At 57.3% G+C, this 26085-nt stretch carries 22 protein-coding genes and 2 tRNA genes; 12 read left to right on the top strand and 12 right to left on the bottom strand.

Annotation, left to right across the window (positions count from 1 at the left end):
- The first annotated feature begins 86 nt into the window (after positions 1 to 86).
- The 6 genes from HB664_RS17270 to HB664_RS17295 all read left to right on the top strand — a co-directional run bounded on the left by HB664_RS17270 (position 87) and on the right by HB664_RS17295 (position 8293).
- On the top strand, positions 87 to 1829 hold the full coding sequence (locus HB664_RS17270) for an IucA/IucC family siderophore biosynthesis protein (protein ID WP_047061138.1): 1743 nt from the start codon (positions 87 to 89) through the stop codon (positions 1827 to 1829).
- Entirely contained in the window at positions 1829 to 2776 is a 948-nt protein-coding gene (locus HB664_RS17275) for a GNAT family N-acetyltransferase (RefSeq protein WP_219939882.1), read from the top strand. The genes HB664_RS17270 and HB664_RS17275 overlap by 1 nt, the downstream gene beginning before the upstream one ends.
- Positions 2773 to 4515 carry an aerobactin synthase IucC gene (gene iucC, locus HB664_RS17280; protein WP_309137264.1) on the top strand — a complete coding sequence of 581 codons (1743 nt, stop codon included), beginning with the start codon at positions 2773 to 2775 and terminating at the stop codon, positions 4513 to 4515. Before HB664_RS17275 ends, iucC begins: the two co-directional genes overlap by 4 nt.
- Positions 4512 to 5837, top strand: coding sequence for a lysine N(6)-hydroxylase/L-ornithine N(5)-oxygenase family protein (locus HB664_RS17285; protein ID WP_069303042.1), 1326 nt, complete (start codon positions 4512 to 4514; stop codon positions 5835 to 5837). The genes iucC and HB664_RS17285 overlap by 4 nt, the downstream gene beginning before the upstream one ends.
- Positions 5838 to 5863: 26 nt before the next feature.
- A complete protein-coding gene (locus tag HB664_RS17290) occupies positions 5864 to 8053 on the top strand; it encodes a TonB-dependent siderophore receptor (protein WP_045142987.1) in 2190 nt (729 codons plus the stop codon).
- Positions 8054 to 8217: 164 nt separating this feature from the next.
- A tRNA-Asn gene (locus HB664_RS17295) sits at positions 8218 to 8293 on the top strand.
- 54 nt (positions 8294 to 8347) lie between these two features.
- Here the strand turns inward: HB664_RS17295 and HB664_RS17300 are convergent.
- The 3 genes from HB664_RS17300 to HB664_RS17310 form a co-directional block, all read right to left on the bottom strand.
- Positions 8348 to 8680 (bottom strand): type II toxin-antitoxin system PemK/MazF family toxin, encoded by a 333-nt coding sequence (locus tag HB664_RS17300; protein ID WP_032658722.1) that lies wholly within the window; start codon positions 8678 to 8680, stop codon positions 8348 to 8350.
- Positions 8681 to 8938, bottom strand: a complete 258-nt coding sequence (locus HB664_RS17305; RefSeq protein WP_033145928.1) for an antitoxin — start codon at positions 8936 to 8938, stop codon at positions 8681 to 8683.
- A gap of 291 nt (positions 8939 to 9229) precedes the next feature.
- The gene (locus tag HB664_RS17310; protein WP_219939883.1) at positions 9230 to 9619 is read right to left on the bottom strand and encodes a RidA family protein; all 390 of its coding nucleotides are present in this window, start codon (positions 9617 to 9619) and stop codon (positions 9230 to 9232) included.
- A gap of 141 nt (positions 9620 to 9760) precedes the next feature.
- Between HB664_RS17310 and HB664_RS17315 the strand changes: the two genes are divergently transcribed.
- The gene (locus HB664_RS17315; RefSeq protein WP_126327674.1) at positions 9761 to 10681 is read left to right on the top strand and encodes a LysR family transcriptional regulator; all 921 of its coding nucleotides are present in this window, start codon (positions 9761 to 9763) and stop codon (positions 10679 to 10681) included.
- Positions 10682 to 10755: 74 nt separating this feature from the next.
- Here HB664_RS17315 and HB664_RS17320 read toward each other — a convergent pair whose 3' ends face one another.
- From HB664_RS17320 to HB664_RS17330, 3 genes are all read right to left on the bottom strand, one after another.
- Entirely contained in the window at positions 10756 to 11058 is a 303-nt protein-coding gene (locus HB664_RS17320; protein ID WP_029741460.1) for an XRE family transcriptional regulator, read from the bottom strand.
- Positions 11059 to 11062: 4 nt separating this feature from the next.
- Entirely contained in the window at positions 11063 to 11416 is a 354-nt protein-coding gene (locus tag HB664_RS17325) for a type II toxin-antitoxin system RelE/ParE family toxin (RefSeq protein ID WP_219939884.1), read from the bottom strand.
- A 177-nt stretch (positions 11417 to 11593) separates the two neighbouring features.
- On the bottom strand, positions 11594 to 12487 hold the full coding sequence (locus HB664_RS17330) for a LysR substrate-binding domain-containing protein (protein WP_219939885.1): 894 nt from the start codon (positions 12485 to 12487) through the stop codon (positions 11594 to 11596).
- Positions 12488 to 12660: 173 nt separating this feature from the next.
- On the opposite strand from HB664_RS17330, the gene HB664_RS17335 reads away from it, so the two are divergent.
- Positions 12661 to 13266, top strand: coding sequence for a glutathione S-transferase family protein (locus HB664_RS17335; RefSeq protein WP_258235895.1), 606 nt, complete (start codon positions 12661 to 12663; stop codon positions 13264 to 13266).
- A gap of 43 nt (positions 13267 to 13309) precedes the next feature.
- On the opposite strand, the gene cbl is transcribed toward HB664_RS17335, so the two are convergent.
- A complete protein-coding gene (gene cbl, locus HB664_RS17340; RefSeq protein WP_023336219.1) occupies positions 13310 to 14260 on the bottom strand; it encodes an HTH-type transcriptional regulator Cbl in 951 nt (316 codons plus the stop codon).
- A 96-nt stretch (positions 14261 to 14356) separates the two neighbouring features.
- Positions 14357 to 15274 carry a nitrogen assimilation transcriptional regulator NAC gene (nac, locus tag HB664_RS17345; RefSeq protein WP_033145933.1) on the bottom strand — a complete coding sequence of 306 codons (918 nt, stop codon included), beginning with the start codon at positions 15272 to 15274 and terminating at the stop codon, positions 14357 to 14359.
- Positions 15275 to 15594: 320 nt separating this feature from the next.
- Here nac and HB664_RS17350 point away from each other — a divergent pair.
- Positions 15595 to 15670: transfer RNA gene (locus HB664_RS17350), tRNA-Asn, on the top strand.
- A 145-nt stretch (positions 15671 to 15815) separates the two neighbouring features.
- On the opposite strand, the gene ldtA is transcribed toward HB664_RS17350, so the two are convergent.
- The 3 genes from ldtA to HB664_RS17365 form a co-directional block, all read right to left on the bottom strand.
- A complete protein-coding gene (gene ldtA / locus HB664_RS17355; RefSeq protein ID WP_047061146.1) occupies positions 15816 to 16712 on the bottom strand; it encodes a L,D-transpeptidase in 897 nt (298 codons plus the stop codon).
- 61 nt (positions 16713 to 16773) lie between these two features.
- Complete coding sequence (locus HB664_RS17360; RefSeq protein ID WP_219939887.1) at positions 16774 to 19467, bottom strand: cation-transporting P-type ATPase; 2694 nt, start codon at positions 19465 to 19467, stop codon at positions 16774 to 16776.
- 47 nt (positions 19468 to 19514) lie between these two features.
- Complete coding sequence (locus HB664_RS17365; RefSeq protein WP_023312348.1) at positions 19515 to 19946, bottom strand: universal stress protein; 432 nt, start codon at positions 19944 to 19946, stop codon at positions 19515 to 19517.
- Positions 19947 to 20342: 396 nt separating this feature from the next.
- On the opposite strand from HB664_RS17365, the gene HB664_RS17370 reads away from it, so the two are divergent.
- From HB664_RS17370 to HB664_RS17380, 3 genes are read left to right on the top strand one after another with little or no spacing between them, the layout of a single operon-like run.
- Complete coding sequence (locus HB664_RS17370) at positions 20343 to 21428, top strand: efflux RND transporter periplasmic adaptor subunit (protein WP_219939888.1); 1086 nt, start codon at positions 20343 to 20345, stop codon at positions 21426 to 21428.
- A complete protein-coding gene (locus tag HB664_RS17375) occupies positions 21428 to 24490 on the top strand; it encodes an efflux RND transporter permease subunit (RefSeq protein ID WP_219939889.1) in 3063 nt (1020 codons plus the stop codon). The genes HB664_RS17370 and HB664_RS17375 overlap by 1 nt, the downstream gene beginning before the upstream one ends.
- Complete coding sequence (locus HB664_RS17380; protein ID WP_069303050.1) at positions 24487 to 25452, top strand: acyltransferase; 966 nt, start codon at positions 24487 to 24489, stop codon at positions 25450 to 25452. The genes HB664_RS17375 and HB664_RS17380 overlap by 4 nt, the downstream gene beginning before the upstream one ends.
- Here the strand turns inward: HB664_RS17380 and pagP are convergent.
- Positions 25449 to 26024: a lipid IV(A) palmitoyltransferase PagP gene (pagP, locus tag HB664_RS17385; RefSeq protein WP_045887840.1), complete on the bottom strand. Its 576-nt coding sequence runs from the start codon at positions 26022 to 26024 to the stop codon at positions 25449 to 25451. The genes HB664_RS17380 and pagP overlap by 4 nt on opposite strands.
- Between the last annotated feature and the right edge of the window lie 61 nt (positions 26025 to 26085).

Here is a 26085-nt window from a genome sequence, read left to right on the forward strand (position 1 = left end):
AACAAATATTGCAAAAATGGTTGCGACTGTAAACAGAATGAATATCATAACGAGAATTATTATCAATCATGGAATGAGGTACATCTATGCGTGCTCTGCCCCGCTCTGCCGGTACAGACGTTGCAGCCCAGTGTTTTTTGAACGCCCTGTTGCGCGAAACGAAGGACTGGCGCTATCTCCCCGCTACCGCTGCGGATGCGTTACCGAACATTCATATCCCGCTGTCCCAAACCCAGGCGCTTCGGGTTCCGGTACGCTATTTCTCTCCCACCCAGCATCATCAGTACCGTTTCCCGGCCACGCTTCTTCAGAGCAACAGTGATGACGGTGACGCCGTCACATTTGATCAACTGGTTGATTTAATTCTTGAAAAACCGTCAGTAAAAGGCTCGCTGGATGCCGATACGCTGGCGCGTTTTAAGCAGCGCGTTCTCGAAAGCCATGCCCACACCTGGCAGGCGATCGATCTCCGCCACGGCTGGGTAAACCTGCGCGATAAGCCACTGACGTTTGCTGAAGCGGAACAGGCGCTGCTGGTCGGCCACGCGTTTCACCCGGCGCCGAAGTCGCACGAACCGTTCAACGAAACAGAGGCGCGTCGCTATCTTCCTGATTTCGCCTCCCGCTTCCCGCTGCGCTGGTTTGCCGTTGAGAGCGCGCTCGTTGCCGGCGACAGCCTGAACGTCTCCCTGCGCGAGCGCCTGCTGCGCTTCGCGGCCCAGAGCGCGCCTGAGCTGCTCGGCCACTTCACCGACACCCGCTGGCTGCTGCCGATGCATCCGTGGCAGGCCGACTTTCTGCTGGAGCAGGACTGGTGCCAGCGTCTGGCGGAAAACGGTGCATTGCAGGACCTGGGTGAAGCGGGCGCGCAGTGGCTGCCCACCAGCTCCTCCCGCTCGCTGTACAGCGAAACCAACAGCGACATGATTAAGTTCTCCCTCAGCGTGCGCCTGACCAACTCCGTGCGCACGCTGTCGGTCAAAGAAGTTAAGCGCGGAATGCGCCTGGCGCGTCTGGCGAAAACGGAACGCTGGCAAGAATTACAGGCCCGCTACCCGACCATGCGCGTGATGCAGGAAGACGGCTGGGCGGGGCTGCGTGACGAAAGCGGCGTTATTCAGGAAGAGAGCCTGATGGCCCTGCGCGTCAATCTGCTGTTCGATACGCCAGACACCCAGACCAACGTGCTGGTGAGCCTGACCCAGGCCGCGCCGGACGGCGGCGACAGCCTGCTGGCCTCCGCGGTGCGCCGTCTGAGCCAGCGTCTGGATTTACCCCTCGCCCAGGCCGCCCGCTGCTGGCTGGACGCCTATTGCGACCGCGTGTTGCTCCCGCTGTTCAGCGCCGAGGCGGACTACGGTCTGGTCCTGCTGGCGCACCAGCAAAATATCCTCGTTGAGATGCAGCAGGATTTCCCCGTCGGGCTTATCTACCGCGACTGCCAGGGCAGTGCATGGACCGAAGGGGCCGACGCGTGGCTGAATTCAGCGGGTGAAACGGAGGTGGAAAACCGCTTCGGTGAGAGCCAGCTGCTGCGCTACTTCCCTTATTACCTGCTGCTGAACTCTACCCTTGCCGTCACCGCCGCCCTCGCCGCCGCCGGTTTTGACAGCGAGGAGAACCTGATGTCCCGCGTGCGCGACGCGCTGGCCGAACTGCGCCGCACGGCGAAGCAGACCCGCTGCCTCGACTACGTCCTCGACAGCCCGACCTGGAACTGCAAAGGCAACTTCTTCTGCTACCTGCACGATCGCAATGAAAACACCATCGTCGATCCGGCGGTGATCTATTTCGACTTTAGCAACCCGTTTTACAAGGAGAAGGCGTAATGTCCATCGCGAATATCGTCCATTCCGGCTACGGCTTTCGCTGCACCGCAACGGATCGCGCGCTGCCGCTGACGTTGGGTCTCGACGGCAGCGCAGTGCTGGAGCGTCTGAATGGGATCCCGGACGGCTGGCTGGTCGAAGCACTCGATCAGCTGTTTGTTGCCGCGCCCGCGCTGACCGGCGTTACCCTGACCTGGGCAACCTGGCAGGATGAACCCCAGGCGCAGGCGCTGTTTAGCCTGGCCCACGGGGACTATCTGGCACGCGACACCTTCTGGCAGCTGCCGCTGTGGCTGAAAGGCGAACGGCCGCAGGCCAGCGGCGGGATGCAGTTTGATGAAAGCCGTCAGCTGTACTTCCCGCTGCGTCCTCACCGCCCGCAGGGCGAAGTGTACCGTCGTTACGATCCGCAAATTAAGCGCACCCTCAGCTTCCGCGTGGCCGACGTGGCGCTGGACGGCGAGCGCTTTACGCGCTGGATGAACAACCCGCGCGTGAACGCCTTCTGGGAGATGGCGGGCCCGCAGGCCGAGCAGGAAAACTACCTGCGCCGTCAGCTTGACTCGACCTACTGCTACCCGGTTATCGGCTGCTTCGATGACCAGCCGTTCGGCTATTTTGAGCTCTACTGGGCGCCAGAAGACCGCATTGGCCGCCACTACCGCTGGCAGCCGTTTGACCGCGGGCTGCACATGCTGGTGGGCGAAGAGAACTGGCGCGGCGCGCAGTACATCCGCAGCTGGCTGCGCGGCCTGAGCCACTATCTGTATCTCGATGAACCGCGCACCGCGCGAATTGTCGCCGAGCCGCGCTTCGACAACCAGCGCCTGTTCCGCCATCTGGCCTCCGCCGGTTTCGAGACGGTGAAAGAGTTCGACTTCCCGCACAAGCGCTCGCGCCTCATCATGAGCCAGCGCCACCGCTTCTTCAGCGAGGTGGAACTGTGAACGCGCTCTGGCAGAAAGTGAACCGCGAGATGGTGGCGAAGATCCTCGCCGAGCTGGAGTACGAACGCACCCTGCGCGCTGAGCCGGTTTCGTCGGACGGCTGGCGCATCACCATGGGCAACGAGTCCTGGCAGTTTCGCGCCACGCGCGGGATCTGGGGCTGGCTGCATATCGACCCGGATACCCTGACTACAGCCAGCGGCGATGCCGTGGAAGCGGAACGCGCGCTGCTGCAGCTGGCGAAAGTGCTGGAGATGAGCGACGCGCAAACGGCAGAGCATATGGAAGATCTCTACGCCACGCTGCGCGGCGACATGCAGCTGCTGCAGGCGCGTGAAGCGCTGGACGCGGACGCGCTGATCCACCTCGACCCGGACGAATTACAGTGTCTGATGAGCGGTCACCCGAAGTTTATTTTCAACAAAGGTCGCCGCGGCTGGGGCCTGGACGCGCTGCGTCAGTACGCGCCTGAGTATCGCGGACGTTTTCGCCTGCACTGGGTCGCCGTTCAGCGAGAGCATCTGGTCTGGAGCAGCGACGCCGATTGCGATATCAACGCTCTGCTGGCCAGCGCCATGGACAACGCCGAGCTCGCCCGCTTCAACGACCGCTGGCAGGCGCTGGGTCTCAACGACGGCTGGCTGCCGGTGCCGCTGCACCCGTGGCAGTGGCAGCAGAAGATCGCCATTCATTTCCTGGCGCAGCTGGCGCGCGGTGAGATGGTTGAGCTGGGCGAATTTGGCGACGAGTATCTGGCACAGCAGTCCCTGCGCACGCTCACCAACGCCAGCCGTCGCGCGCCGTATGACATCAAGCTTCCGCTGACCATCTACAACACCTCCTGCTACCGCGGCATCCCGGGCAAGTACATTGCCGCCGGGCCGCTGGCTTCGTGCTGGCTGCAGCAGCAGTTCGCTACCGACGCCACGCTGATCCGCTCCGGTGCTCAGGTGCTTGGCGAACCCGCCGCCGGTTATCTGTCGCATCCGGGCTATGCCGCATTGCCGAAAGCGCCCTACCGCTATCAGGAGATGCTGGGAGTGATCTGGCGCGAGAATCCGTCCTGTTATGTAGAAGACGGTGAACAGGCGGTGCTGATGGCGGCGCTGATGGAAACCGATAACGCCGGGCGCCCGCTGATCGACGCGTGGATTAAACGCTCGGGGCTAAGCGCCGACGCGTGGCTTGAAAAGCTGTTCGAGGCAACGGTGATCCCGTTCTATCACCTGCTCTGCCGCTACGGCGTGGCGCTGATCGCCCACGGCCAGAACGTGACGCTGGTGATGAAGGATTACGTCCCGCAGCGCATCCTGCTGAAGGATTTCCAGGGCGATATGCGCCTGGTGGATGAGGATTTCCCGCAGGCCCAGAGCCTGCCGGAGCAGGTGAAGGCCGTCACGGCGCGCCTCAGCGCGGATTACATTATTCACGACCTGCAAACCGGTAACTTTGTGACGGTGCTGCGCTTTATCTCGCGCCTCACGCTGCAATGCGGCGTGAGCGAAACGCGTTTCTACCAGATTCTGGCCGGGGTTTTACGGGGTTATATGGCGGCGCACCCGGATCTGGCAGAACGCTTCGCCAAATTCGATCTTTTCAAGCCGCAGATTATTCGCGTGATCCTCAACCCGGTCAAACTGACCTTCTCCGAACACGACGGCGGCAGCCGCATGCTGCCGAACTACGTCACCGACCTTGATAACCCTCTTTTTCTCGCCTCCCGGGAGTCAGCGCAATGAAAACCTATGATTTCATCGGCATTGGTATTGGCCCGTTTAACCTCAGCATCGCCGCTCTGGCCGAAGGGCTGGACGGCTTTAGCTCGCTGTTCCTTGAGCGTAAACCGCACTTCTCCTGGCACCCGGGGATGATGGTGCCGGACTGCCACATGCAGACCAGCTTCCTGAAGGACCTGGTCAGTGCCGTGGAGCCGACCAACCGCCACAGCTTCCTGAACTACCTGGTGCAGCGCAAAAAGTTCTACCGCTTCCTGACCACCGAGCAGCGCACCGTCTCCCGCGAAGAGTTTGCGGACTACCTGTGCTGGGCGGCGGAAAACCTCACCAATCTCGCCTTCAGCCAGCAGGTACAGCAGGTGAGCTTTGATGAGAAAAGCGGCCTGTTTGAGGTGGTGACCCAGCGCGACCGTTTCCTGGCGCGCCACGTCTGCGTGGGGATTGGCAAACAGATCAACCTGCCTGACTGCGTCACCGCGCAGGACGATACCTGCTTCCACGCCAGCGAGATGATGCTGCGCACGCCGGATCTCGCGGGCAAGCGCGTCACCGTCGTCGGCGGCGGCCAGAGCGGGGCCGACCTGTTTTTGAATATCTTCCGCGGCGAATGGGGCCAGCCGCTGAGCCTGAACTGGGTATCGCGCCGCAATAACTATAATGCGCTGGATGAAGCCGCCTTTGCCAACGAGTATTTCACGCCGGAGTACGTGGACAGCTTCTCCACGCTGGGTGAAGAGGCCCGTCGGCAGATGCTGCACGAGCAGAAGATGACGTCCGACGGGATCACCACCGAGTCCCTGCTGGCGATTTACCGCGCCATGTACCACCGCTTCGAAGTGCTGCGTGAAAAACCCTGGGCGCATCTCCTGCCGTCCCGCTCGGTGACGTCCCTGACGCGCCAGGAAAACGGCCATCGCCTGAGCATTCAGCATCACCTCGACGGCGGCCGCGAGCAGCTGGAGAGCGACGTGGTGATTTTCGCCACCGGCTACCGCGCCGTGCAGCCCGCGTTCCTCGCGCCGCTGTCTCACCGCCTGCATCTGGATACGGACGAAGCCTTCTGCATTAACAACGATTTCACCCTCGAATGGGACGGCCCGCAGAGCAACCGCCTGTTCGCCGTGAACGCCGGGATGCACCGTCTCGGCATTGCCGAACCCCAGCTCAGCCTGATGGCCTGGCGCGCGGCGCGAATTCTTAATCGCGCACACGCCGACGAGCCGTTTGAGCTGGCTACCACACCCGGCGTTATCCACTGGCGCAGCACCACCAGCCCGGAGAATAGCCCGGTTTTTAAATCGTTAGCAAAAACAACCGAGTACTGACACACACAATCAGGATCAACATAACAATGAAACGTTCTCATCTTTGGGTTTTAAATCCTTGCTTGCTTGCAATGCTTTCTACCTCTGCGTGGGCGGAAGAACAAAAGGAAGAAAATATCGTGGTCTCCGCCAGCCGCGCGCACCGCAGCGTGGCGGAGATGGCGCAGACCACCTGGGTCATCGAGCGAGCTGAAATTGAGCAGCAGGTTCAGGGCGGGAAAGAGATTAAAGAAGTGCTGGCGCAGCTGATCCCGGGCATGGACGTCAGCAGCCAGGGCCGTACCAACTACGGCATGAACCTGCGCGGCCGCTCAATGATGGTGATGGTGGACGGCGTTCGCCTGAACTCGTCCCGCAGCGACAGCCGCCAGCTGGACTCTATCGATCCGTTCAACATTGACCGTATCGAAGTGATCTCCGGCGCCACCTCGCTCTACGGCGGCGGCAGCACCGGCGGCCTGGTGAACATCGTCACCAAAAAGGGCCAGCCGGATACCGAAGTTGAGTTCCAGACCGGGGCAAAGAGCGGGTTTAACAGCCACAACGATCGCGATGAGAACGTGTCGGCAGCCGTAAGCGGCGGCAACGACAACGCCTCCGGTCGTCTGTCGGTGTCGTATCAGCGCTACGGCGGCTGGTATGACGGCAAAGGCAACGAGGTGATTATCGATAACACCCAGACCGGCCTCCAGTATTCCGACCGTATAGATGTGATGGGCACAGGCACCATCAACATTGACGATCGTCAGCAGCTGCAGCTGACGACCCAGTACTACAAGAGCGAGTCCGACGGCAAGCATGGGCTGTATCTCGGGAAAAACTTCTCGGCGGTAACAGGCGATGCGACCGCGTACAACAAAGATAATCTTGATTCTGACCGCGTACCGGGCACCGAGCGCCATCTGATTAACCTGCAGTACTCCAATACCGATTTCTGGGGCCAGGATCTGGTCGCGCAGATTTACTATCGCGACGAGAGCCTGACCTATTATCCGTTCCCGACACTGACCAAAGGCGTGGTGAGCAGCATCGGCGCGTCCCAGCAGAAAACAGATTTCTACGGCGGCAAGCTGACGCTGAACAGCAAGCCGGTGGACGATTTAACGCTGACCTGGGGTGTGGATGCCGACCACGAAACCTTCGATGCCAACCAGCAGTTCTTTAACCTGAGCAAGGCCGCGGCGAGCGGCGGCATGGAGCTGGATAACGCCTACAACGTGGGCCGTTACCCGGGCTACAGCATCACCAACCTCGCCCCGTTCCTGCAGGCCAGCTACGACATTGACGCCATCACCCTGAGCGGCGGCGTGCGTTATCAGTACACCGAAAACAAGGTGGACGACTTTGTCGGTTATACCCAGCAGCAGGCCATCGCCACCGGGAAAGCCACCTCCGCCGATGCGGTGCCGGGCGGGAAAACCGATTACAACAACTTCCTGTTTAACGCCGGGATCCTCGGTCGCCTGACCGAACAGCAGCAGCTGTGGTTTAACTTCTCCCAGGGCTTCGAAATTCCGGACCTGGCGAAGTACTACGGCTCCGGCACCTATCAGCTCAGCAACGGTCACTATCGCCTGCTGAACAGCGTCAACGTGAACGACTCGACGCTGGACGGTATCAAGGTCAACGCTTATGAGCTGGGCTGGCGTTACACCGGCGATAACCTGCGCACGCAGGTCGCGGCGTATTACTCGCTCTCTGATAAAACCATCACCATCAACAAGACGGATATGACCATCAACCTGGAAGACGACAAGCGTCGTATCTACGGGGTTGAAGGTCAGGTGGACTATTTCTTCACCGACAGCGACTGGAGCACCGGTGCGAACTTTAACGCCATCAAGTCTGAAACGCGCGAAAACGGCAAATGGGAGAAGCTGACGGTTGACAGCGCAAGCCCGTCGAAAGCCAGCGCATGGGTCAACTGGGCGCCGGGCGACTGGACCCTGCGCGTGCAGAGCACGCAGACCTTTGACGTGTCAGACTCCGACGGCAAGAAGATCGATGGTTATAACACGGTCGACTTCCTGGGCAGCTACGCCCTGCCGGTGGGTAAGGTCAGCTTCAGCGTGGAAAACCTGCTGGACAAAGACTACACCACCGCCTGGGGCCAGCGCGCGCCGGGGCTGTATAGCCCAACCTACGGCGCACCGGGGCTGTATACCTATAAAGGCCGCGGACGTACGTTTGGTCTGAACTACTCCGTACTGTTCTGATCCTGCGCGCCGCCTGCGGGCGGCGCATTTTGCTGTGTAATTTCAACGCGAATTTGCTATAAAATCAGCGATTTGCTGAAATTGTCGGCAAACAAATGAAAAGTGCGTTTTCACCCTTTGACAAGGCGTACTGAGGTCGCTACTATGCGCCTCGTTCACACGATTCCTCTGTAGTTCAGTCGGTAGAACGGCGGACTGTTAATCCGTATGTCACTGGTTCGAGTCCAGTCAGAGGAGCCAAATTTGAAAAGCCTGCTTTTGAAGCAGGCTTTTTGCTTTTCTGCGTCACTGATGTTAATTCAGAATCGCATCCAGCCTGGCAAGCACTTCATTTACAACGGCGTCAGGGATGCGTTCCAGCCGCATGCCGTTCCGGGCAGACATATCAATGGTTCTGGGCTGGTCACAGCGAATAACGCCCGTTGTTGTTGTCCCCGCCCCTTCCAGTGAAACGGTGAAACCTGCTGTACGTGCAAAGTTTCCGCCGCTGGTGACGGGAACCACTACCGGTAACCGGGTCAGCTTGTTAAACGATGCCTTCGATACGATAAGAACCGGACGTTTTCCACTTTGCTCGTGGCCAGCAATCGGATCCAGTGAAACAAGCCAGATTTCCCCTCTGTCCATTTACAGGATCTCCCTGCCCACCGCAGGCGCATCGATCCATTCCCGCTCCTCTTCGCTCATTTCAGCGTGCGGATCGCACTGCGCCAGCAGCTCCTCAAGCGAATAGTGAGGCCGCTTCTGGGGTTCAATAATCAGGCAGCCATTATTAATGGTCATGCCGACTTCGCTGTCCGTCGACAGCTCCAGCGTTTTCAGCACGGCGGGAGGAACCGCCAGCATGATGGATCCGCCGACCTTTTTCAGACGAGTTGTATACATAGCGCACCTCCGGATATTATATTTTAATATAACATTCATGGCGGGAAGTGCACAATTAGTCATCAGATTCATGGTGATTTCCTTTTCGTATTTAGGTGTCCATAAAGCCGTTATCCATCGAAGGACAGTGCAGGCGGGAACGAAGCGCGGAACTAAGAAGGCTGATAATAAAAAACTCTTTTTGCGGTTCAAAGGGTTATGGCGAATCGGATAAACGAAATGCGAGGCGGCTTCCGGATCGGAGCTGCGCCCGCTGTATTGTCTTTTGACCGTCGGAAAGACCCGTAACGCTCAGGGCAGCCTGGCAATCACCTTAATCTCAAACTGGAATCCGTACAGCCACGTCACGCCGATCCCGGTCAACGTCGGGTAAGGCGCTCCCCCCCAATATTTTGGCAGGATACTCCAGATTGCGTCGAGGTTTGACTCGGGATCGACGACAAAGAGGGTAACGTCAACCACGTCACCGAACGTGCAGCCCGCAGCTGCGAGAACAGCATTAAGGTTATCGAATGCCAGCCGGATCTGCGCGTTGAGATCCTCTTCAGGCGAACCATCCTCCCGGCTACCAACCTGTCCCGAAACAAACAGGAAGCCGTTAGATTTGATGGCGGGTGAATACCGGTTGCGCTCGTAGAGCGCCTGCCGACCGAAGGGAAAAACGGCTTCGCGTGTTGTCATGTTCGTGCCTCTGTAATGGGGCGAAATCGGCCCGGTGAACATAAACACACTTTACAGTTGCTGTAGCGGGCGGATAAACAAGCGACTTTGTCCATCATTGTTTGTAATATCCAAACAATCGGTGAAAAGAGAGAACAACGGATGGATCGTTTCGATGCGATGCGCGCCTTTGCTCGCGTAGTTGAGGCAGGCAGTTTCACCAGGGCTGCCCAAACGCTTCATATGAGCAAAACCACGGTGACGCAGCTTATTCAACAGCTGGAAGCGCGCCTGCGCGTCAAGCTGCTCCACCGCACCACCCGCAGGCTCGGTGTAACTCCTGATGGCGCGGTCTACTACGAGCGCGTCATCCGCCTGCTGGCGGACATGGAAGATGCTGAAAACAGCCTGTCCAGTGCGACGATGACGCCCCGGGGGCGACTACGGGTGGACGTGCCCACTCCTCTCGCTCGCCTGGTGCTGGTGCCCGCGCTACCGGCTTTTCACGCGCGCTACCCTGATATCCAGTTCGACATGGGCGTGAGTGACCGGGTGGTGGATCTGATTGGCGACAACGTGGATTGCGTCGTGCGCGGCGGGGAAATCAATGACCAGTCTCTGATCGCACGCCATGTCGGCGATTTGCAAATCGGTGTTTACGTCGCACCGAGCTATGTGGAACGCCTCGGCGCACCTGCGCATCCGCGAGAGCTGGAAAACACGGACCATCGCATAGTGGGATTCTTGTCCTCACGCACCGGCAAGGTTGATCCTCTGGTACTGCACGGTGAGAGCGAACATATTGAAATCACGGGAAGCTACGTGCTTGCAGTGGATGATGGCAATGCCTACCTCGAAGCCGGGCTCGCGGGATTAGGCGTGATTGCGCTACCCGTCTATATGGCGGCAGCACATCAGGCTTGTGGCTCCTTGATTCCGCTATTTGAAGACTGGCGTATTGATCCAATGCCCCTGTATCTGGCCTTTCCGCCGAACCGCCACGTTAACGCCAAACTGCGCGTTTTTATTGATTGGATCGTTGAATTGATGCAGCAGCATGTCCCCACTTCTACCCATAAATAACTGCATCTATTCGTTCATCACCGCGAGTGACGGTCATGCTGGCGGTTTTGAAGCAGGTTTTTTGCTTTTCTGCCCTACAGCACAAACTCATAGTGCGAGCCATCCGGCAGCTCCACATCAAGCCGCAGCTTTCCGCCCGCAGCCTCAACGTAGCGCTTGAGAGAAGAGAGTTTCAAATCGCGCCCGGGCTTTTCCATTACCGCAACGGTAGGTTGCCTGATACCCAACGCCTGCGCCATTTCTACCTGCGTTTTTTGTACTTTCTCGCGTAACTCAGCAAGATGAATGTTGAGCAAAATATCCGTTGCTATCGCCTGAGCGCTGGCGACAACCTCCGGCTTTTCATCCGCTATAAGCTGCTCAAGGGTTCTTCCCATCGCGCTATTCCCTCTCTTTTAATGTATCCAGCCAGTGAGTGAATTCCTGGTCAGCAACGAGAAGCATCTCATCGTAGAATCGCCTTTCATTGCCGACCTTATTGCCAGCACAAAGCACGATACCCGTGCGGTTTGGATCAAAGGCGAAAAACGCCCGCAAGGGATCGCCCTTACTCTGAATACGTAGCTCTTTCATGTTGCTGTAACGAGAGCCTTTAAGCGTATCAGCGTAGGGTCTCGATAAACCCGGCCCCTTCTCTCGCAAAACAAGCAGTGCTGCAAGTACGCTGGCGCGTTCGGTATCGTCAAGCAAAGTGAACCAGCGATCAAACCTGTCCGTCGTGTTAATTGCCCACACAAAACCTCCCATTCAATATAGATCAAAAGCTATATACGTGCAAAGCTATAGCGATGATTATGCAGAGATGGAAAAGCAGAATCTTGTGGGGTTACGGAAATACTGAATGCGTGCCGGAGTAATTCTATGTATCCCTTGTTGGATATTCATTTTGTTACGAGCAGCATCGGAAAAAGTTCAGCAGCCCAGCAACTGCCGCCAGGCCGCCACTTCCTCATCCAGCCACGCGACAAAAAGAGCCACCTCGGGCTTCGTCTCCGTTGACCGCGCTTTCACCAGCCAGTAAGGCCAGGGATACGGCGCGGTAATGGAAGTTAGCTGGACCAGTTCACCCCGGGTGATGGCATCCTGAACCAGAGAGCGGCGCTCCAGCGCGATCCCTTTCCCGAGCCGAACGGCTTCGATAATTAAATTCGAGTCGTTAATGCATAAACCGCCAGGCACGATCTCTTTCTCCAGCCCCGCATTCACGCACCACGTTTTCCACGACTCCATGGAAAAAATAATATGACTTTTTGCAATCTCAGCCGGCGTAGCGGGCAGCACACCGTCGTTATAGCCGGGTGCGGCCACCACAATAAGCTCATCGGAAAAAAGGTAATGGCTTTCGCTCCCTTCCCAGTTTCCCTTCCCCATTCGTATCGCGATATCTGTTCCTTCCTGCTGCAGGCTGGTGACCGTCAGGCTGGCCTGGATCCGAAGGGTGATAAGCGGATATTTCGCCCGAAAGCGTTCCAGACGCGGCAACAGCCAGTGGCATCCAAAAGACGGAACCATCGCCAGCGTCAGCTCCTGCTTTCTCGGCTTCACCTGTACAAGCCGGGTGGCATCCGCAATATGGTTCAACGCCTCGCGTACCTGTAAGGCATAGAGCCGCCCTTCTTCGTTGATCTGCACCCCGCGTCCCTGACGGATAAAGAGCTTAACGCCCACCATCTCCTCCAGCACTTTGATCTGCTGGCTGATAGCGGAATGGGTAACGTGGAGTTCTTTCGCCGCCAGCGTCACGCTGCCAAGACGGGCGACGGCTTCAAAGCTTCGCAAACTGGCAATGGGTGGAAAATCCGACATGAAAGCACTCCCTTATCCGCGCTGGATGTATAACGGCAACTTGCCCACATGTCAGTAATACTAACCTTTACGGTAAGATACTGAAGATATTCGCCAGGAAGTTTGTATTGTACTGTCTGTTCATCCTCTTCAATAACGCGTTATTTCACAGAGACAGGAAAACGGCAACGATGATTAAGCTTGTTGGCATGATGGATTCACCTTATGTACGGCGCGTGGCGATTTCCCTTGAACTTTATGGCGTTGAGTTTGAAAGTCAGCCGCTGTCGGTATTCAGCACCTTCGACGCGTTCTCCCGAATCAACCCCGCGGTAAAAGCGCCCACGCTGATTCTGGATAACGGAATACGTTTGATGGACTCGTCATTGATATTGAATTATTTCGAGACTCAGGCCGCACCCGGGCGGAGACTTCTGCCCGTAGAGCCGGATGCGCTGGCAAACGATCTTCAGACGCTGGGCTTTATCCTCGCCGCCGCGGAGAAAGCCGTGCAAAATGTGTATGAACACCACCAGCGCCCGGTGGAAAAGCAGCACGCTTTATGGGTCGAGCGCATTACCACCCAGCTGCTGGCGGCCTGCAGGGAATGGAATGCCTTGCTGAAGACGCGTCCGGCCTCCGCCGTTCCCGATCAGGTTGCCGTCACGAGCACGGTTGTCTGGACGTTTATTCAGTCGATGATCCCGCACATCGTTAACGCAGCGGATTTTAGGGGGATTCAGGCGGTTGCCGAATCATTTGAATCACAGGCGGTCTTTAAAAAATATCCGTTCAGCTAAGCGATGAGCCCGGTCAGCGCAGCGCTACCGGGCAAATCAGCACCTAAATCTGATAATCAATCGCCACTTCTTCCGGCTCCATCACCTGACGTTTAATCTCATCTACCGACAGCCCGGCGTTGCAGAGCTCGATAAAGCGCCACACATAGTTGCGCTGCAGCTGCCCGCGCTTCAGGCCAAGCCATACGGTATTGGCGTCGAACAGATGACGCGTATCAAGACGCACCAGGTTCCCGTCCTCGCGTTCTCCGCTGGACTGTTCCGCCACCAGGCCAATGCCCAGACCCAGCTCGACGTAGGTTTTGATCACGTCAGAATCCTGCGCGCTCAGCACCACGTCCGGCGTTAGCCCTTTGCGGTTGAAGGCTTCATCAATGCGCGAACGTCCGGTGATCCCCTGGCGGTAGGTGATCAACGGCCATTTCGCGACGTCTTCCAGCGTCAGAGGGGAAACCTGATTCAGCGGATGATCGACCGGGAGTAACAGGCTGTGGTACCAGCGGAACCAGGGGAAGGCCACCAGCAGCGGGTCGTTGCTCAGGCGCTCGCTGGCAATGCCGATATCCGCCCCACCGTTTTGCAGCAGCACTTCAATTTCCTGCGGCGTGCCCTGGATGAGTTCCAGACGGACGTCGGGGAAAAGTTCGCGGAACGCTTTAATCACCGGCGGCAGGCTGTAGCGCGCCTGGGTGTGGGTGGTGGCGATGGTGAGTACGCCCGAGGCGTCATTGGTAAAGAGATCCGCCAGACGACGCACGTTGCTGGCCTCGTTGAGGATCCGCTCAGCGATGGTGAGCAAAGCCTTACCCGGCTCCGTCATGCCGAGCAGCCGCTTGCCGCGACGGATAAAGATCTCTATGCCCAGCTCCTCTTCCAGCTCGCGGATGTGGCGGCTGACGCCGGACTGAGAGGTATAAAGCATATTGGCGACCTCGGTCAGGTTGTAGTCCCGCCTGGCCGCCTCACGGATAATTTTAAGTTGCTGGAAATTCACGGTTCACTCCGGCGCATCTGACATAGCTCTATTGTTAGAGTCAGCCGCGCTGCAGAACAAATAATAAAAACCAGCATCTTATGCTTTTATGGAATATCAGCTCACAAGCTGGAGTTCACGGTTCTCAAGCGACGGCTTGCTGACCAGCGACATCAAAATCTCTTTTACCGCCTGCGCCTGCGGCGTCAGCGAACCGCGTGCAGACATGTTCAGCGACAGCGGCAGGCTCATCGAAGGCGTGGTGATCCGCGCCATCCAGCCGTTCGCCGCGCTGCACAGCGAGCGTGCTGCGGATTCCGGCAGAACCGTCACCCCCATTCCGCTGGCAATGGCCGCGGTGAGCGTGGAGATTGAGTCAATTTCACCGATGATTTTGGCCGTCAGGCGGCGCAGGGAGAACGCTTCGTCCACGCGCACGCGCACGGCGCTGTAGTCGCGCGGCAGATAAAGGTTCATCTCTGCCACGGCGGTAAGGTCTACGCTCTGGCCCGGACAGTCGCGGGTGCCCACGAGGTAGAGATCTTCTTTCAGCAGCGGCTGGCTGGTGATGCCGGCAACCGGGGAGCGATCGTAAAGGACCGCCATATCCAGCTGGCCGTTGAGCAGTTTGTCATTCAGTACGGAGCCGCTGTTTTCGTGCAGGTACACCAGCACTTCTGGCAGCTCGGCGCGGACGGCCTGCAGCAGCGGCATGGTAATAGAGGACGCGGCCGTTCCCGGCGCAAGGCCGATAGAAACGTGCCCGCTCAGGGTCTGGCCCACGTTATTTACCGCCAGCTGCGCCTGTTCACACTGGCGAAGGATGGTGCGCGCATGGGTATAAAGGATCTTGCCTGCTTCCGTTGGCGTGACGCCGCGTTTGGTGCGGATCAACAGCTGCTGATCCATCTCGCCTTCCAGAGTAGCCACCTGCTGGCTCAGCGCAGGCTGCGCGATATGCAGCACTTCTGCCGCTTGAGTCAGGCTGCCGATATCGACGATTTTTACGAAGTATTTCAGTCGTCTTAAGTTCATTTTGCCCCCTGTTCGAAATGCTGTGCCGGAACCGGCTGTCGTTGTTGAACAGGTTTTGCAATATGAATGCCACTTTTACCAGGCGGTCCAAATTGTTCGCTAAGCGCCTGAAAATAAGGAAACCTAATCATGGAGGGGGGTTTTATTACCGAAACAGCAGTTTATGATCTGCCCCATTAGGGGTATACCCGCACCATGACGGTGCATTCCGCTGCCAAAAACATCACTTTGCCGATTTTGTCAGCAAACGATCAAAAGGCGTTGATCCACCCTTTGACAAGGCGAACGCAGGTCGATAATATGCGCCCCGTTCACACGATTCCTCTGTAGTTCAGTCGGTAGAACGGCGGACTGTTAATCCGTATGTCACTGGTTCGAGTCCAGTCAGAGGAGCCAAATTTGAAAAGCCTGCTTTTAAAGCAGGCTTTTTGCTTTTCTGCGCAAGGTAAATGCAAAACGGCAACCGGGTTGCCGTTTTTAGTGTTTGCACCCTCTCCCGCGGGAGAGGGCTGGGGTGAAGGCACCAGCCCGCGCTATCCCTTCACATGCCAATCTTAACCGGCATTCCCGACCGCCGTTCCAGTTCAGCGCCCGCGCCCTCGTTTATCAGCTGCGTCCGCTGCGCGGCTGAAATAGGCAGCGGCACTTTCCGGGTTGACTCAAACTCCGCGCGGTTACGCGATAATGGCTCGTGAACTTCCACCCAGCGGCTGCCGTCCGGCTCCGTGGTCATTTTTACGGGCCGATCGATAAGCTGCACGCGGGTTCCCACGGGAACGTTATCGAAAAGATACTTGATGTCGTTATTACGCAGACGAATACAGCCCTGACTCACCCGCAGCCCGATGCCGAAATTCGAGTTTGTGCCGTGAATGGCATACAGCCTGCCGATATAAATCGCATACAGCCCCATCGGGTTATCCGGCCCGGCGGGCACGAATGCCGGCAGCGTTTTCCCTTCTGCCGCATAGGCACGGCGCGTATTCGGCGTTGGAGACCAGGTTGGCCCCTCCTGCTTACGCTCAACGGCCGTCACCCAGTTACGCGGGGTTTCACGCCCGGCCTGACCGATACCGATGGGCAGCACTTCAACGGTGTTACCGCCGGGCGGGTAGTAGTAGAGACGCATCTCCGCCGCATTGACGATAATGCCCTCGCGGACGGTGTCAGGCAAAATCAGCTGCTGGGGTATCACCAGCCGGGTGCCGGGTTTGGGCAAAAAAGGATCCACGCCCGGATTTGCTTCCAGCAGGTTGCTCAGCCCCTGCCCGTGCTGCGCGGCAAAGGCTTCCAGAGGCAGCGTATTGCCTTCGGGAACGGTGATGATAATCGGGGTACCCACCAGACGACTGCCTTCCGGCGGGAGTGTATAGGTTACGGCAAACGCACCGGGTACAGCGGCACACAGCGTAAGGACGAACCAGGTAAGTCGAATCATAGTTTTCTGCGCTCAAAAAAGAGAAAGCCCGGACTCAGGCAGGCTTTCTCAGTTTACGCTATCACGCCTCGGTTTTGCGCCACCTGCGCGTCAGCACTTTCTCCGCCTCGACAATAAGGAACATCACAAAACCAATCAGCAAGGTGATGACCCAGTAGCGGAACGGCAGCGCTTCGGTGCCAAACAGCATCTGCATGAACGGTGCGTAAATGATAAGAAGCTGTAGCGCCAGCAGTACGCCGCTCACGATCCAAATCCCTTTGTTCGCCAGCAGGCCTTTGCTCAGCGAGAAGCCGTCATTAACGCGGCAGTTGAGCATGTAGAACCACTGCGCAGTGACCAGGGTTTGCAGCAGCACGGTGCGGATAAATTCTGCCGAGTAGCCGCGCGGCTGTAGCCAGGCTTCCAGCACGAAGGCGCTGATGGCAATCATCAGACCGACAAACACCACGCGCCAGATGGCATAGCCGTCCATCACATGGAGATTCGCCTTGCGCGGTGGCCGGTTCATGATGTCCTTCTCACCCGCTTCAAACGCCAGGCCAAACGACAGCGTTGCCGACGTCGCCATGTTCATCCACAGGATCAGGACCGGCGTCAGCGGGATCAGGTTCCCCGCCAGCAGCGCGATGATGATCAGCAGAGCCTGCGCGATGTTGCTGGGGATAACGAACAGAATGGTCTTTTTCAGGTTGTCGTAAACCCGGCGTCCCTCGTGCACCGCGCTGGCAATGGTGGCAAAGTTGTCATCCGTTAACACCATGTCGGCGGCTTCCTTGGTCACTTCAGTCCCCTTAATCCCCATGGCGATACCCACATCCGCCCGCTTGAGCGCCGGGGCATCATTTACGCCATCCCCGGTCATGCCCACGACTTCCTGTTTACTTTGCAGAGCCTGCACAAGGCGGAATTTATCCTCCGGGCTGGTTCGGGCGAAAATATCGTACTGCTGTGCGGCGTCGCTCAGCTGACGATCGTCCATCGCCTCCAGCTCACGTCCGGTGATAGCGCTTGCGGCGTTACCAATCCCCAGCATTTGCCCAATGCTCATGGCCGTTTGCGGGTGGTCACCGGTGATCATTTTCACGCGGATCCCGGCCTGCAGACAGTCGGCAATGGCGGTAATGGCCTCCGGACGCGGCGGATCCATCATTCCTGCGATACCCAGCAGGATCACGCCGTCATGCAGGTCCGGGTGATCCAGCTCGCGTTGTCCCTCGTGGGCAGGTTTCCAGGCCGCAGCCACCATGCGCAGCCCCTCACGGGCATACTCTTCAATCTTCCCTTCCCAGTAAGGCTGATCGAACGGCTGCAGCCCGTCATTCGTCTGCTGGTACTGGCAGAGGCGGAACAGGACGTCCGGCGCGCCGGTGATTAAAATCACCTCTTCATCGCCCAGCCGGTACAGCGTGGACATGTATTTATACTGCGAATCAAACGGGATTTTACTGCGCATTTCGGTATCGAGCGGTGGGAGCGGGATTTTCGCCGCCAGCACCTTCAGCGCGCCCTCGGTTGGGCCCCCGGTGATTTTCCACAGCCCCTGCTCGTCTTTGATCAGCTGGCTGTCATTACAGAGATCAATGGTGCGCAGATAGCGTTCCAGCAGGGAACCCTGCGTCACGCTGACGGGCGTCGGGTCATCTACGGGGTGAATATTCCCCACCGGTTCGTAGCTGTCGCCCTCTACGCGATAGGTCGTGTCAGCGGTAATCACCGCTTTGACCGTCATTTCATTCATCGTCAGGGTGCCGGTTTTATCCGAGCAGATGACCGTCATCGCCCCCAGCGTTTCCACCGTAGGCAGCTTGCGAATGATGGCCTTGCGACGCGCCATGGCCTGTACGCCAAGCGAAAGGATGATGGAAATGATGGCCGGCAGGCCTTCCGGCACGGCGGCAACGGCGAGGCTAATAAGCGACAGCACCAGTTCAGAAACCGGCATGTCCCGGAACAGGAGGCTAAAGACAAACAGCGCCACCATCATCACCAGGATAGTGATGAAGATGGTCTTACCGAGCTTATCCATCTGCACCATCAGCGGCGTGCGGTGTTTTTCAATGTCGGACATCATCTGATTGATGTGGCCCAGCTCGGTCTCGCCCCCGGTTGCCACCACCACGCCTTTACCGCCGCCGGAGCTGACGGTGGTGCCTGAGTAGAGCAGATTATACCGGTCACCTAAGGGCAGTTCCCCGCTTAACGCATCGCTGTTTTTCTCAACAACGGTGGATTCGCCGGTCAGGATGGCCTCCTCCACGCGAAGGTTATGCGCTTCAATCACGCGCAGGTCCGCAGGGATACGATCCCCGGCGCGGATCACCACGATATCTCCCGGGACCAGCGCCGTGGTGGGGATCGTTTCGTGATTCCCCTGTCGTACCACCACGGCTTCGCTGGAGAGCATATTGCGAATACTCTGCAGCGATTTTTCAGCATTGCTCTCCTGGATATGGCCAATCAGCGCGTTAATGATGGCAACCCCAAGGATCACAAACATGTCTACCCAGTGGCCCATGAAGAGCTTAAGCAACGCGGCCACCAGCAGAACGTAAATCAATACGTCGTTAAAATGCGCCAGGAAGCGCAGCCAGGCGGGTTTACCCTTTTTTTGCGGTAACGCATTCTCACCGTGCTGCTGAAGCCGGGCTGATGCCTCAGTGCCGCTAAGGCCTTCCAGGGTGGAGTGAATATTCGACAGGGTTTCATCAACGGTTTGTTGATAATACGGACGTTCAGGTTTTCCTGTTTTCATCGTTCCTTCCTCAGGTTCTATTCAGAAATCACCTTGCTTTTATGTAATTAACGAATAACGAAAACAGGAACATGTGCGTAACGAACAATACTTGCCGCCTCCGATCCTAACAAATGGGTTTGAATATTTGGATTTCGCGAGCCGACAATAATCGCGCCGACGGTAAGTTCATCCGCCAGCTTAATAACCTCATCACGAACATTCCCGCTACGGACGTGGAGATGAACACGCTCTTCTGGCAGATTTACTTTTTTGACCAGGTCAGACAGCTTTTCTTTCGAATTATTAATCATATATTCATCCATTTTGCGCGCATCTGAAATAAAACCACGCGTCAGTTCGGCTGAAAATTTGGGCATGACGTGCAGCAAATGAATGTCACCCGATGCGCTTTGCGCCAGAAACTGTGCATGCTGCAACGCTTTATCCGCAAGGCTTGTCTCGTAGACATCCACCGGAACGAGAATGTTTTTATACATATCGAGCATCCTTTTTATAACCAACACGAGAGTGAATGAAGCAAAAAAACGCATTAAATGCAGGGGGTTGCCCTTAATGCCAGTTACGGTAAAAAAAGATGATTAACATTAAACGTAGCACAGGAATATCAGGTTTAGCGCTTCCCCACTGATAATGGTTATTTAACATTTATCTTTTCGCCGACTATGCTCATAGTCAGCTACCGCTTCCGGCTCATGGAGGAATGTATGTATGGTTTAAGCCTGATCCGTCTGGGTATGTTTATTGCGCTTGCCATTATCGCCAGCACGGCGATTGGTTTATTTACCTATATGGTCGTCACTGTTCTGGCAGAATAGTGTCACCCCTGTCCAGGTTATGGAATAAATAAAACAGTTATTTATTAGGGGAATACAGTGAACCGCTACCTCTCTCTTTTACCGTTCGTTTTGTTAACGCTCACGGCGTGCGACCCGAAACCGAAGCAAGACTCCCCCCTTCCCAGGATGGTAAAAGTGGCGGAGGTGACGGTTCCCGGTCACGCCCAGCAGCGCGTTTTCCCCGCCCGCATTGAATCGGGCGATGCCACAGACCTTTCCTTCAAGCGCGCAGGTCAAATTGAAGCGCTCGATGTGCGTCAGGGCGCAGCCATCAAGCAGGGGCAACAGCTTGCCAGACTGAACGCCCGTGAAGCCCAGCAGCGGGTTAACGACAGACAAACGGCGGCGACGCTGGCCCAGAGGCAGTTCGATCGCTTCCAGACGCTGGCGGGCCGGCAGGCGATTTCGAAAGCGGAAATGGACGTGCAGCGTGCGAACCGCGATTCGGCGAATGCGGCGCTACAGATTGCCCGGGAAGAGCTGAATCAGATGACGCTCGTCGCCCCCTTCAGCGGGACGGTGGCCAGCGTACATGTCCGAAACCATCAGGTGGTGTCCCCCGGACAGCCCATTGCCACGTTAACCCGCACCGACCTGCTTGACGTGGTGTTCAGTATCCCCGAAAACCTGTTTAAGACCTTTGATATCCGCAACGCGCAGTATCGCCCCGTGGTGCGAATTAACGCCATTCCGAATCGTGAATTTACCGCCGTCTACAAAGAGCACTCGGGCAGCAGCGACAGCAATACCCTGACCTGGCAGGTGATACTCACCATGCCGCGGCCAGATGATTTTCCCGCCGTCGGTGGCGTAAGCGGTACGGTGACCATCAATTTAACCAACCTCCCGGCGGGCGCGGGCGCTCAGGCGCTGGTCGTACCGGTTGAGGCAGTCTTTAACCCGGACAACAGCCCGCGCAATGAGCCGCACGTCTGGGTCGTAACGGGCGAAGGCGACGCGCTCCATCTTGAAGACCGCAAGGTCAGCGTGGGACAAGTGAGTACTGAAGGCGTGGTGATCACCAGCGGGCTTAAGGCGGGCGAACGCGTGGTTGCCGCGGGCGTTGGGGAGCTCCATGCTAACCAGCCGGTGCGTATCTGGACGCGTGAACGGGGACTGTAATGGATATCTCTCGTCAATTTATCAATAACCCTGTTCGCGTCTGGCTAACGATCCTGCTGCTGGGCATCGGGGGGGTTTTTGCCCTGTTGAATATCGGCAGGCTGGAAGATCCCGCCTTTACCATCAAAACCGCAGTGGTGGTCACCCACTACCCCGGCGCATCCGCTCAGCAGGTGGAAGAAGAGGTGACGCTTCCGCTGGAGAATGCCCTTCAGCAGCTGCCTTATCTGGATAACGTCAGCTCTATCTCGTCAAACGGTCTGTCGCAAATCACCGTTAACATCGCGTCACGCTATCACTCGAACGAGCTGCCGCAGATTTGGGATGAACTGCGCCGCCGCGTGGGCGATGCCTCGCGTCAGTTCCCGCCCGGCGTCGTCACGCCCTTTGTAAATGACGATTTCGGCGACGTGTTCGGCTTCTTCTTTGCCATTTCCGGGAATGAATTCAGTAACCCTGAGCTGGTGAGATACGCGGAGCAGCTTCGCCGCGAGTTAATTCTGGTCCCCGGGGTTGCGAAGGTCGCCATCGGTGGGGCGATTAGCCAGCAGGTCAACATTGATATCTCCCTGAGCAAAATGGCCGCGCGCGGCATTACGCTGAACCAGCTTTCCGCCCTGCTCAGCAGACTTAACGTTGTTTCCAGCGCAGGAGAAATCACCTCCGGCACCGAATCCATTCGCCTGCACCCGACCGGCGAGTTCGGGAATCTTGATGAACTGGCGGATATTATCATCACGCCTTCCGGCACCGGGGCGGCGACGCGTCTGCGGGATATCGCCACGCTGTCGCGCGGGCTGAACGAATCGCCAGCGAGTATCTACCATGCCAACGGCAAAAAAGCCGTCACCATGGGCGTCTCGTTTATTCCCGGGGTGAACGTGATCGACGTGGGCCACGCGCTGGAGGCGAAGCTAAACCAGATGTCGGCGGAAAAACCGGCCGGCATACGGATAGACCTGTTTTACGATCAGGCCGCCGAAGTGGGCCATTCCGTTAACGGTTTTATTATTAACTTCCTGATGGCACTGGCGATTGTCATCGGCGTGCTGCTGATTTTTATGGGCGTACGCAGCGGGATCATCATTGCGGTTTCTCTCGCCCTTAACGTGCTGGGCACGCTGCTGATTATGTATCTGTGTGGCATTGAGCTACAGCGCATCTCGCTTGGGGCGCTGATTATCGCCCTCAGCATGCTGGTGGATAACGCCATCGTGATTGTCGAAGGGGTATTGATTGCCCGACAGCAGGGCTCCCCGCTGTTAACCGCCGTAAACTACATCATCCGCCGCTCCGCCCTGCCGCTGCTGGGGGCGACGGTGATTGCCATCCTGGCGTTTGCCCCTATCGGGCTGTCGCAGGATTCCACCGGGGAATACTGTAAATCCCTGTTCCAGGTGCTGCTGATTTCCCTGATGCTGAGCTGGTTCTCGGCGCTCACCCTCACCCCGGTGCTGATTAAGTGGTGGTTGTTTAAAAACGACAGCGCGCCCGATAAAACCGACGAGTCAGACCCTTACGATAAACCACTCTACCGCGCCTACCAGCGCCTGCTTAACATGCTGCTGAGCCATAAGGCACCGACGCTCATTGTGATGGCTGCGCTGCTGGCAGCGTCTGTCTGGGGCTTCGGCGCCGTACGGCAAAACTTTTTCCCGTCGTCTAATACGCCCATTTTCTTTGTCGACCTGTGGTTACCCTACGGTACCGATATCAAGTGGACTGAGAAAATGACCAGCGATATCGAAAAAACCATTAACGGCCAGCCTGGCGTGGAGACCACCGTCTCAACCATTGGTCAGGGAAGTATGCGCTTTATTCTGACCTACAGCGGACAGCGCCAGTACAGCAACTATGCGCAGATCATGGTGCGCATGGACGACCAGCGCAACATCTCCGCCCTGACGCGCCACGTGGACGAGTACATCGCGCGAAACTATCCGCAGGTCAACGCCAGCACCAAACGCGTGATGTTTGGCCCCTCCGGCGACAGCGCCATTGAGGTGCGCATTAAAGGCCCCGACCCTGACCGGCTGCGCCTGATTGCCAGCCAGGTGGACGACATCCTCACCCGCGATCCTGCTACGGGCAGCGTCAGGAACGACTGGCAAAACCGCAGCAAGGTGATCCGCCCACAGTACGTTGCCGCCCTGGGCCGCGAGCTTGGCGTAGATAAGCAGGACGTCGACAACGCGCTGGAGATGAACTTCTCCGGCAGCCGGGCGGGGCTGTATCGGGAAGGCAGTGACCTGCTTCCGGTCGTGGTGCGCCCGCCTGAGAGCGAACGGCTGGACGCCAGTCACCTGAACAACGTGCTGGTCTGGAGCCAGACGCGGCAGCAGTATATCCCGCTGAGTAACGTCGTCAGCCGCTTCTCGCTGGAGTGGGAAGATCCGCTCATCCTTCGCCGCGACCGCTCGCGGGTGCTGACGGTGCAGACGGACCCGGACCCGCTGAGCCAGCAAACCTCCGGGGGCATTCTCGCCCGGGTGAAGCCGCAGGTAGATGCCCTTCCCCTGCCACACGGCTACAGCATCGAGTGGGGGGGCGACGCGGAAAACTCCAGCGAAGCGCAGCAGGGGCTATTCACTACGCTACCTCTTGGGTATCTGGTGATGTTTGTCATTACGGTGCTGATGTTCAGTTCGGTGAAAAATGCGGTCGCCATCTGGCTGACCGTACCGCTGGCGCTGATTGGCGTCACGCCGGGATTTTTAATTACCGGCATTCCCTTTGGCTTTATGGCGCTGATTGGTCTGCTGAGCCTGAGCGGAATGCTCATCCGCAACGGCATCGTGCTGGTGGAAGAGATCGAGCAGCAGAAAACGCAAAAGGATCAGAACGAGGCGATCGTGTACGCCGCGACCTCGCGTCTGCGCCCCATCCTGCTCACCGCGTTTACGACCGTACTTGGCCTGGCTCCGCTGCTGCTGGACGTTTTCTTCCAGAGCATGGCCGTTGTGATTATGTTTGGACTGGGGTTTGCTACAATCCTGACGCTGTTGGTACTCCCCGTGATCTATGCGTGTTTCCATCGTAAGGACGAAGCCAAACAACAATGAATGCGACAGGGCTGAACATTATCAAGACGCTGGGCTGTATGACGGCGGTGACCTTCTTTACCATCTACAACACCTGGGATCATTATGATTATGACTATCACTGGATCCTGGGGTTTTTAACCTTTATTTCGACGATTGCCACGCCGCTGTTTTTTGTCGTTGCGGGCTATCTCGACGGACAATCACGGCACGGCACCCGCTGGCAGCTCGGTAAAATTAAAAGTCTGGTGATTGTTTTTCTGTTCTGGATAACGATCTACTACCTGTGGGAGCCCTATCAGCGCGGGTATTTAATCCAGCCCTGGTTCGTGTTTGCGTTTGTGGTGATTTACACCTTCCACCCGGCGGTGGAGTGGCTCAGCCAGCGGCGAAGGCTGTTCTGCGGCGCGATTGCCGCCCTGCTGCTCTTTTCCTACGGATACGATCTGCTGTCGGCGCTCTATCCTGGAACGCACGCCCTTTCTCTTTCACCGCAGTATCGGCTGTGGACATGGCTGCTGTTTTATCTGACGGGGCAACTCTTTTGCGACCCGAAAATTGCCGAGTGGATTAGCCGCAAAAATGTCGTCAGGGCGGCGGTTGTCGCCATCCCGTTTATCTACCTCTTCACCTGGTTTTACGAGCGCCACTTCTTCTTCGCGCTGTTCAAGGCGGACAGAAACGCCTTTATTCTCACCGGCTCGCAGATTTACATTTTGATCATCGCGCTGGTGATTGCGGCGAACGGCGTGCGCTTTCGCCGCAATGCTGAATTTAAGGAGTCCATTCTGGCCGCCATCAGCAAAACGATGACCGGCGTGTATATTGTGCACTACTCGGTGTTTCATCTGCTGACGGCGCTGATACCGGTGACCTCTCTCGGTATGAAGCTGGCGTTGATTGTGCTCACCTTCGTCACCTCAGTTCTGTTCTCCATGCTGGTATTGTCTAACGCCGTGGCAAAAAAGGTGATCACCCTTTAGAAGCCTAAGCGCAGCCAGGCAAAGAGCACGTTGCCGTTGTTATAGGTTCCTGGAATATAGGTGAACTGGACGGTAACGCGCTTATACCCGGCCGAAAACAGCGGGAAGATGAACGGTAGCGGGACATAGTTTGCAAAATCATCTCGCGCCGTGATGCCCGCCGCGGCACCGAGCCCAAGACGGAAATCTTTGGCATTATCCAGATACCATCCCTTCTCCCAGCCATAGCCCATCGCGGGCTGCCATTCGTTGTGCGAGTCCTTGAACATCATTGCGAACAGCGCGCTCCAGTTGCCCTCTTCGTTATAGCGGGAAACGCCCAGCCCGCCGCCCCACGGCATTTCATTGTAATTGTCGGTTTTTTCTTTGTCGTACATAAAGCGAGCGTGCCAGCTCAGAAACGGCAGGTACAGGTCGTAACGTTGGGGCTCTTCCCAGGTTTGCGAAATATCATCCGTCAGCGCATTCCACCAGCCGCTGATACGCTGTTCACCATAGACGTTGGGCTCCGCATGAAGCGGTGCGACGAATAAAAACAGGACCATCCAGAATGCCGAAAAGGTGCGTTGCATCGTTATTCCCTCAGCTTAACTTACGCAGCGGTCACTATTACTGTAAACCATTCAGCCTTTA

This window comes from Enterobacter sp. DNB-S2 (assembly GCF_019443845.1).
In the GTDB taxonomy this organism is placed as follows: Bacteria; Pseudomonadota; Gammaproteobacteria; order Enterobacterales; family Enterobacteriaceae; genus Enterobacter; species Enterobacter asburiae_B.

Coding starts and splice junctions, on each gene's coding strand:
- HB664_RS17270 (WP_047061138.1), top strand. CDS start 87: ATGCGTGCTCTGCCCCGCTCTGCCGGTACAGACGTTGCAGCCCAGTGT.
- HB664_RS17275 (WP_219939882.1), top strand. CDS start 1,829: ATGTCCATCGCGAATATCGTCCATTCCGGCTACGGCTTTCGCTGCACC.
- HB664_RS17285 (WP_069303042.1), top strand. CDS start 4,512: ATGAAAACCTATGATTTCATCGGCATTGGTATTGGCCCGTTTAACCTC.
- HB664_RS17290 (WP_045142987.1), top strand. CDS start 5,864: ATGAAACGTTCTCATCTTTGGGTTTTAAATCCTTGCTTGCTTGCAATG.
- HB664_RS17300 (WP_032658722.1), bottom strand. CDS start 8,680: ATGGACAGAGGGGAAATCTGGCTTGTTTCACTGGATCCGATTGCTGGC.
- HB664_RS17305 (WP_033145928.1), bottom strand. CDS start 8,938: ATGTATACAACTCGTCTGAAAAAGGTCGGCGGATCCATCATGCTGGCG.
- HB664_RS17310 (WP_219939883.1), bottom strand. CDS start 9,619: ATGACAACACGCGAAGCCGTTTTTCCCTTCGGTCGGCAGGCGCTCTAC.
- HB664_RS17315 (WP_126327674.1), top strand. CDS start 9,761: ATGGATCGTTTCGATGCGATGCGCGCCTTTGCTCGCGTAGTTGAGGCA.
- HB664_RS17320 (WP_029741460.1), bottom strand. CDS start 11,058: ATGGGAAGAACCCTTGAGCAGCTTATAGCGGATGAAAAGCCGGAGGTT.
- HB664_RS17330 (WP_219939885.1), bottom strand. CDS start 12,487: ATGTCGGATTTTCCACCCATTGCCAGTTTGCGAAGCTTTGAAGCCGTC.
- nac (WP_033145933.1), bottom strand. CDS start 15,274: ATGAACTTAAGACGACTGAAATACTTCGTAAAAATCGTCGATATCGGC.
- ldtA (WP_047061146.1), bottom strand. CDS start 16,712: ATGATTCGACTTACCTGGTTCGTCCTTACGCTGTGTGCCGCTGTACCC.
- HB664_RS17360 (WP_219939887.1), bottom strand. CDS start 19,467: ATGAAAACAGGAAAACCTGAACGTCCGTATTATCAACAAACCGTTGAT.
- HB664_RS17365 (WP_023312348.1), bottom strand. CDS start 19,946: ATGTATAAAAACATTCTCGTTCCGGTGGATGTCTACGAGACAAGCCTT.
- HB664_RS17375 (WP_219939889.1), top strand. CDS start 21,428: ATGGATATCTCTCGTCAATTTATCAATAACCCTGTTCGCGTCTGGCTA.
- HB664_RS17380 (WP_069303050.1), top strand. CDS start 24,487: ATGAATGCGACAGGGCTGAACATTATCAAGACGCTGGGCTGTATGACG.
- pagP (WP_045887840.1), bottom strand. CDS start 26,024: ATGCAACGCACCTTTTCGGCATTCTGGATGGTCCTGTTTTTATTCGTC.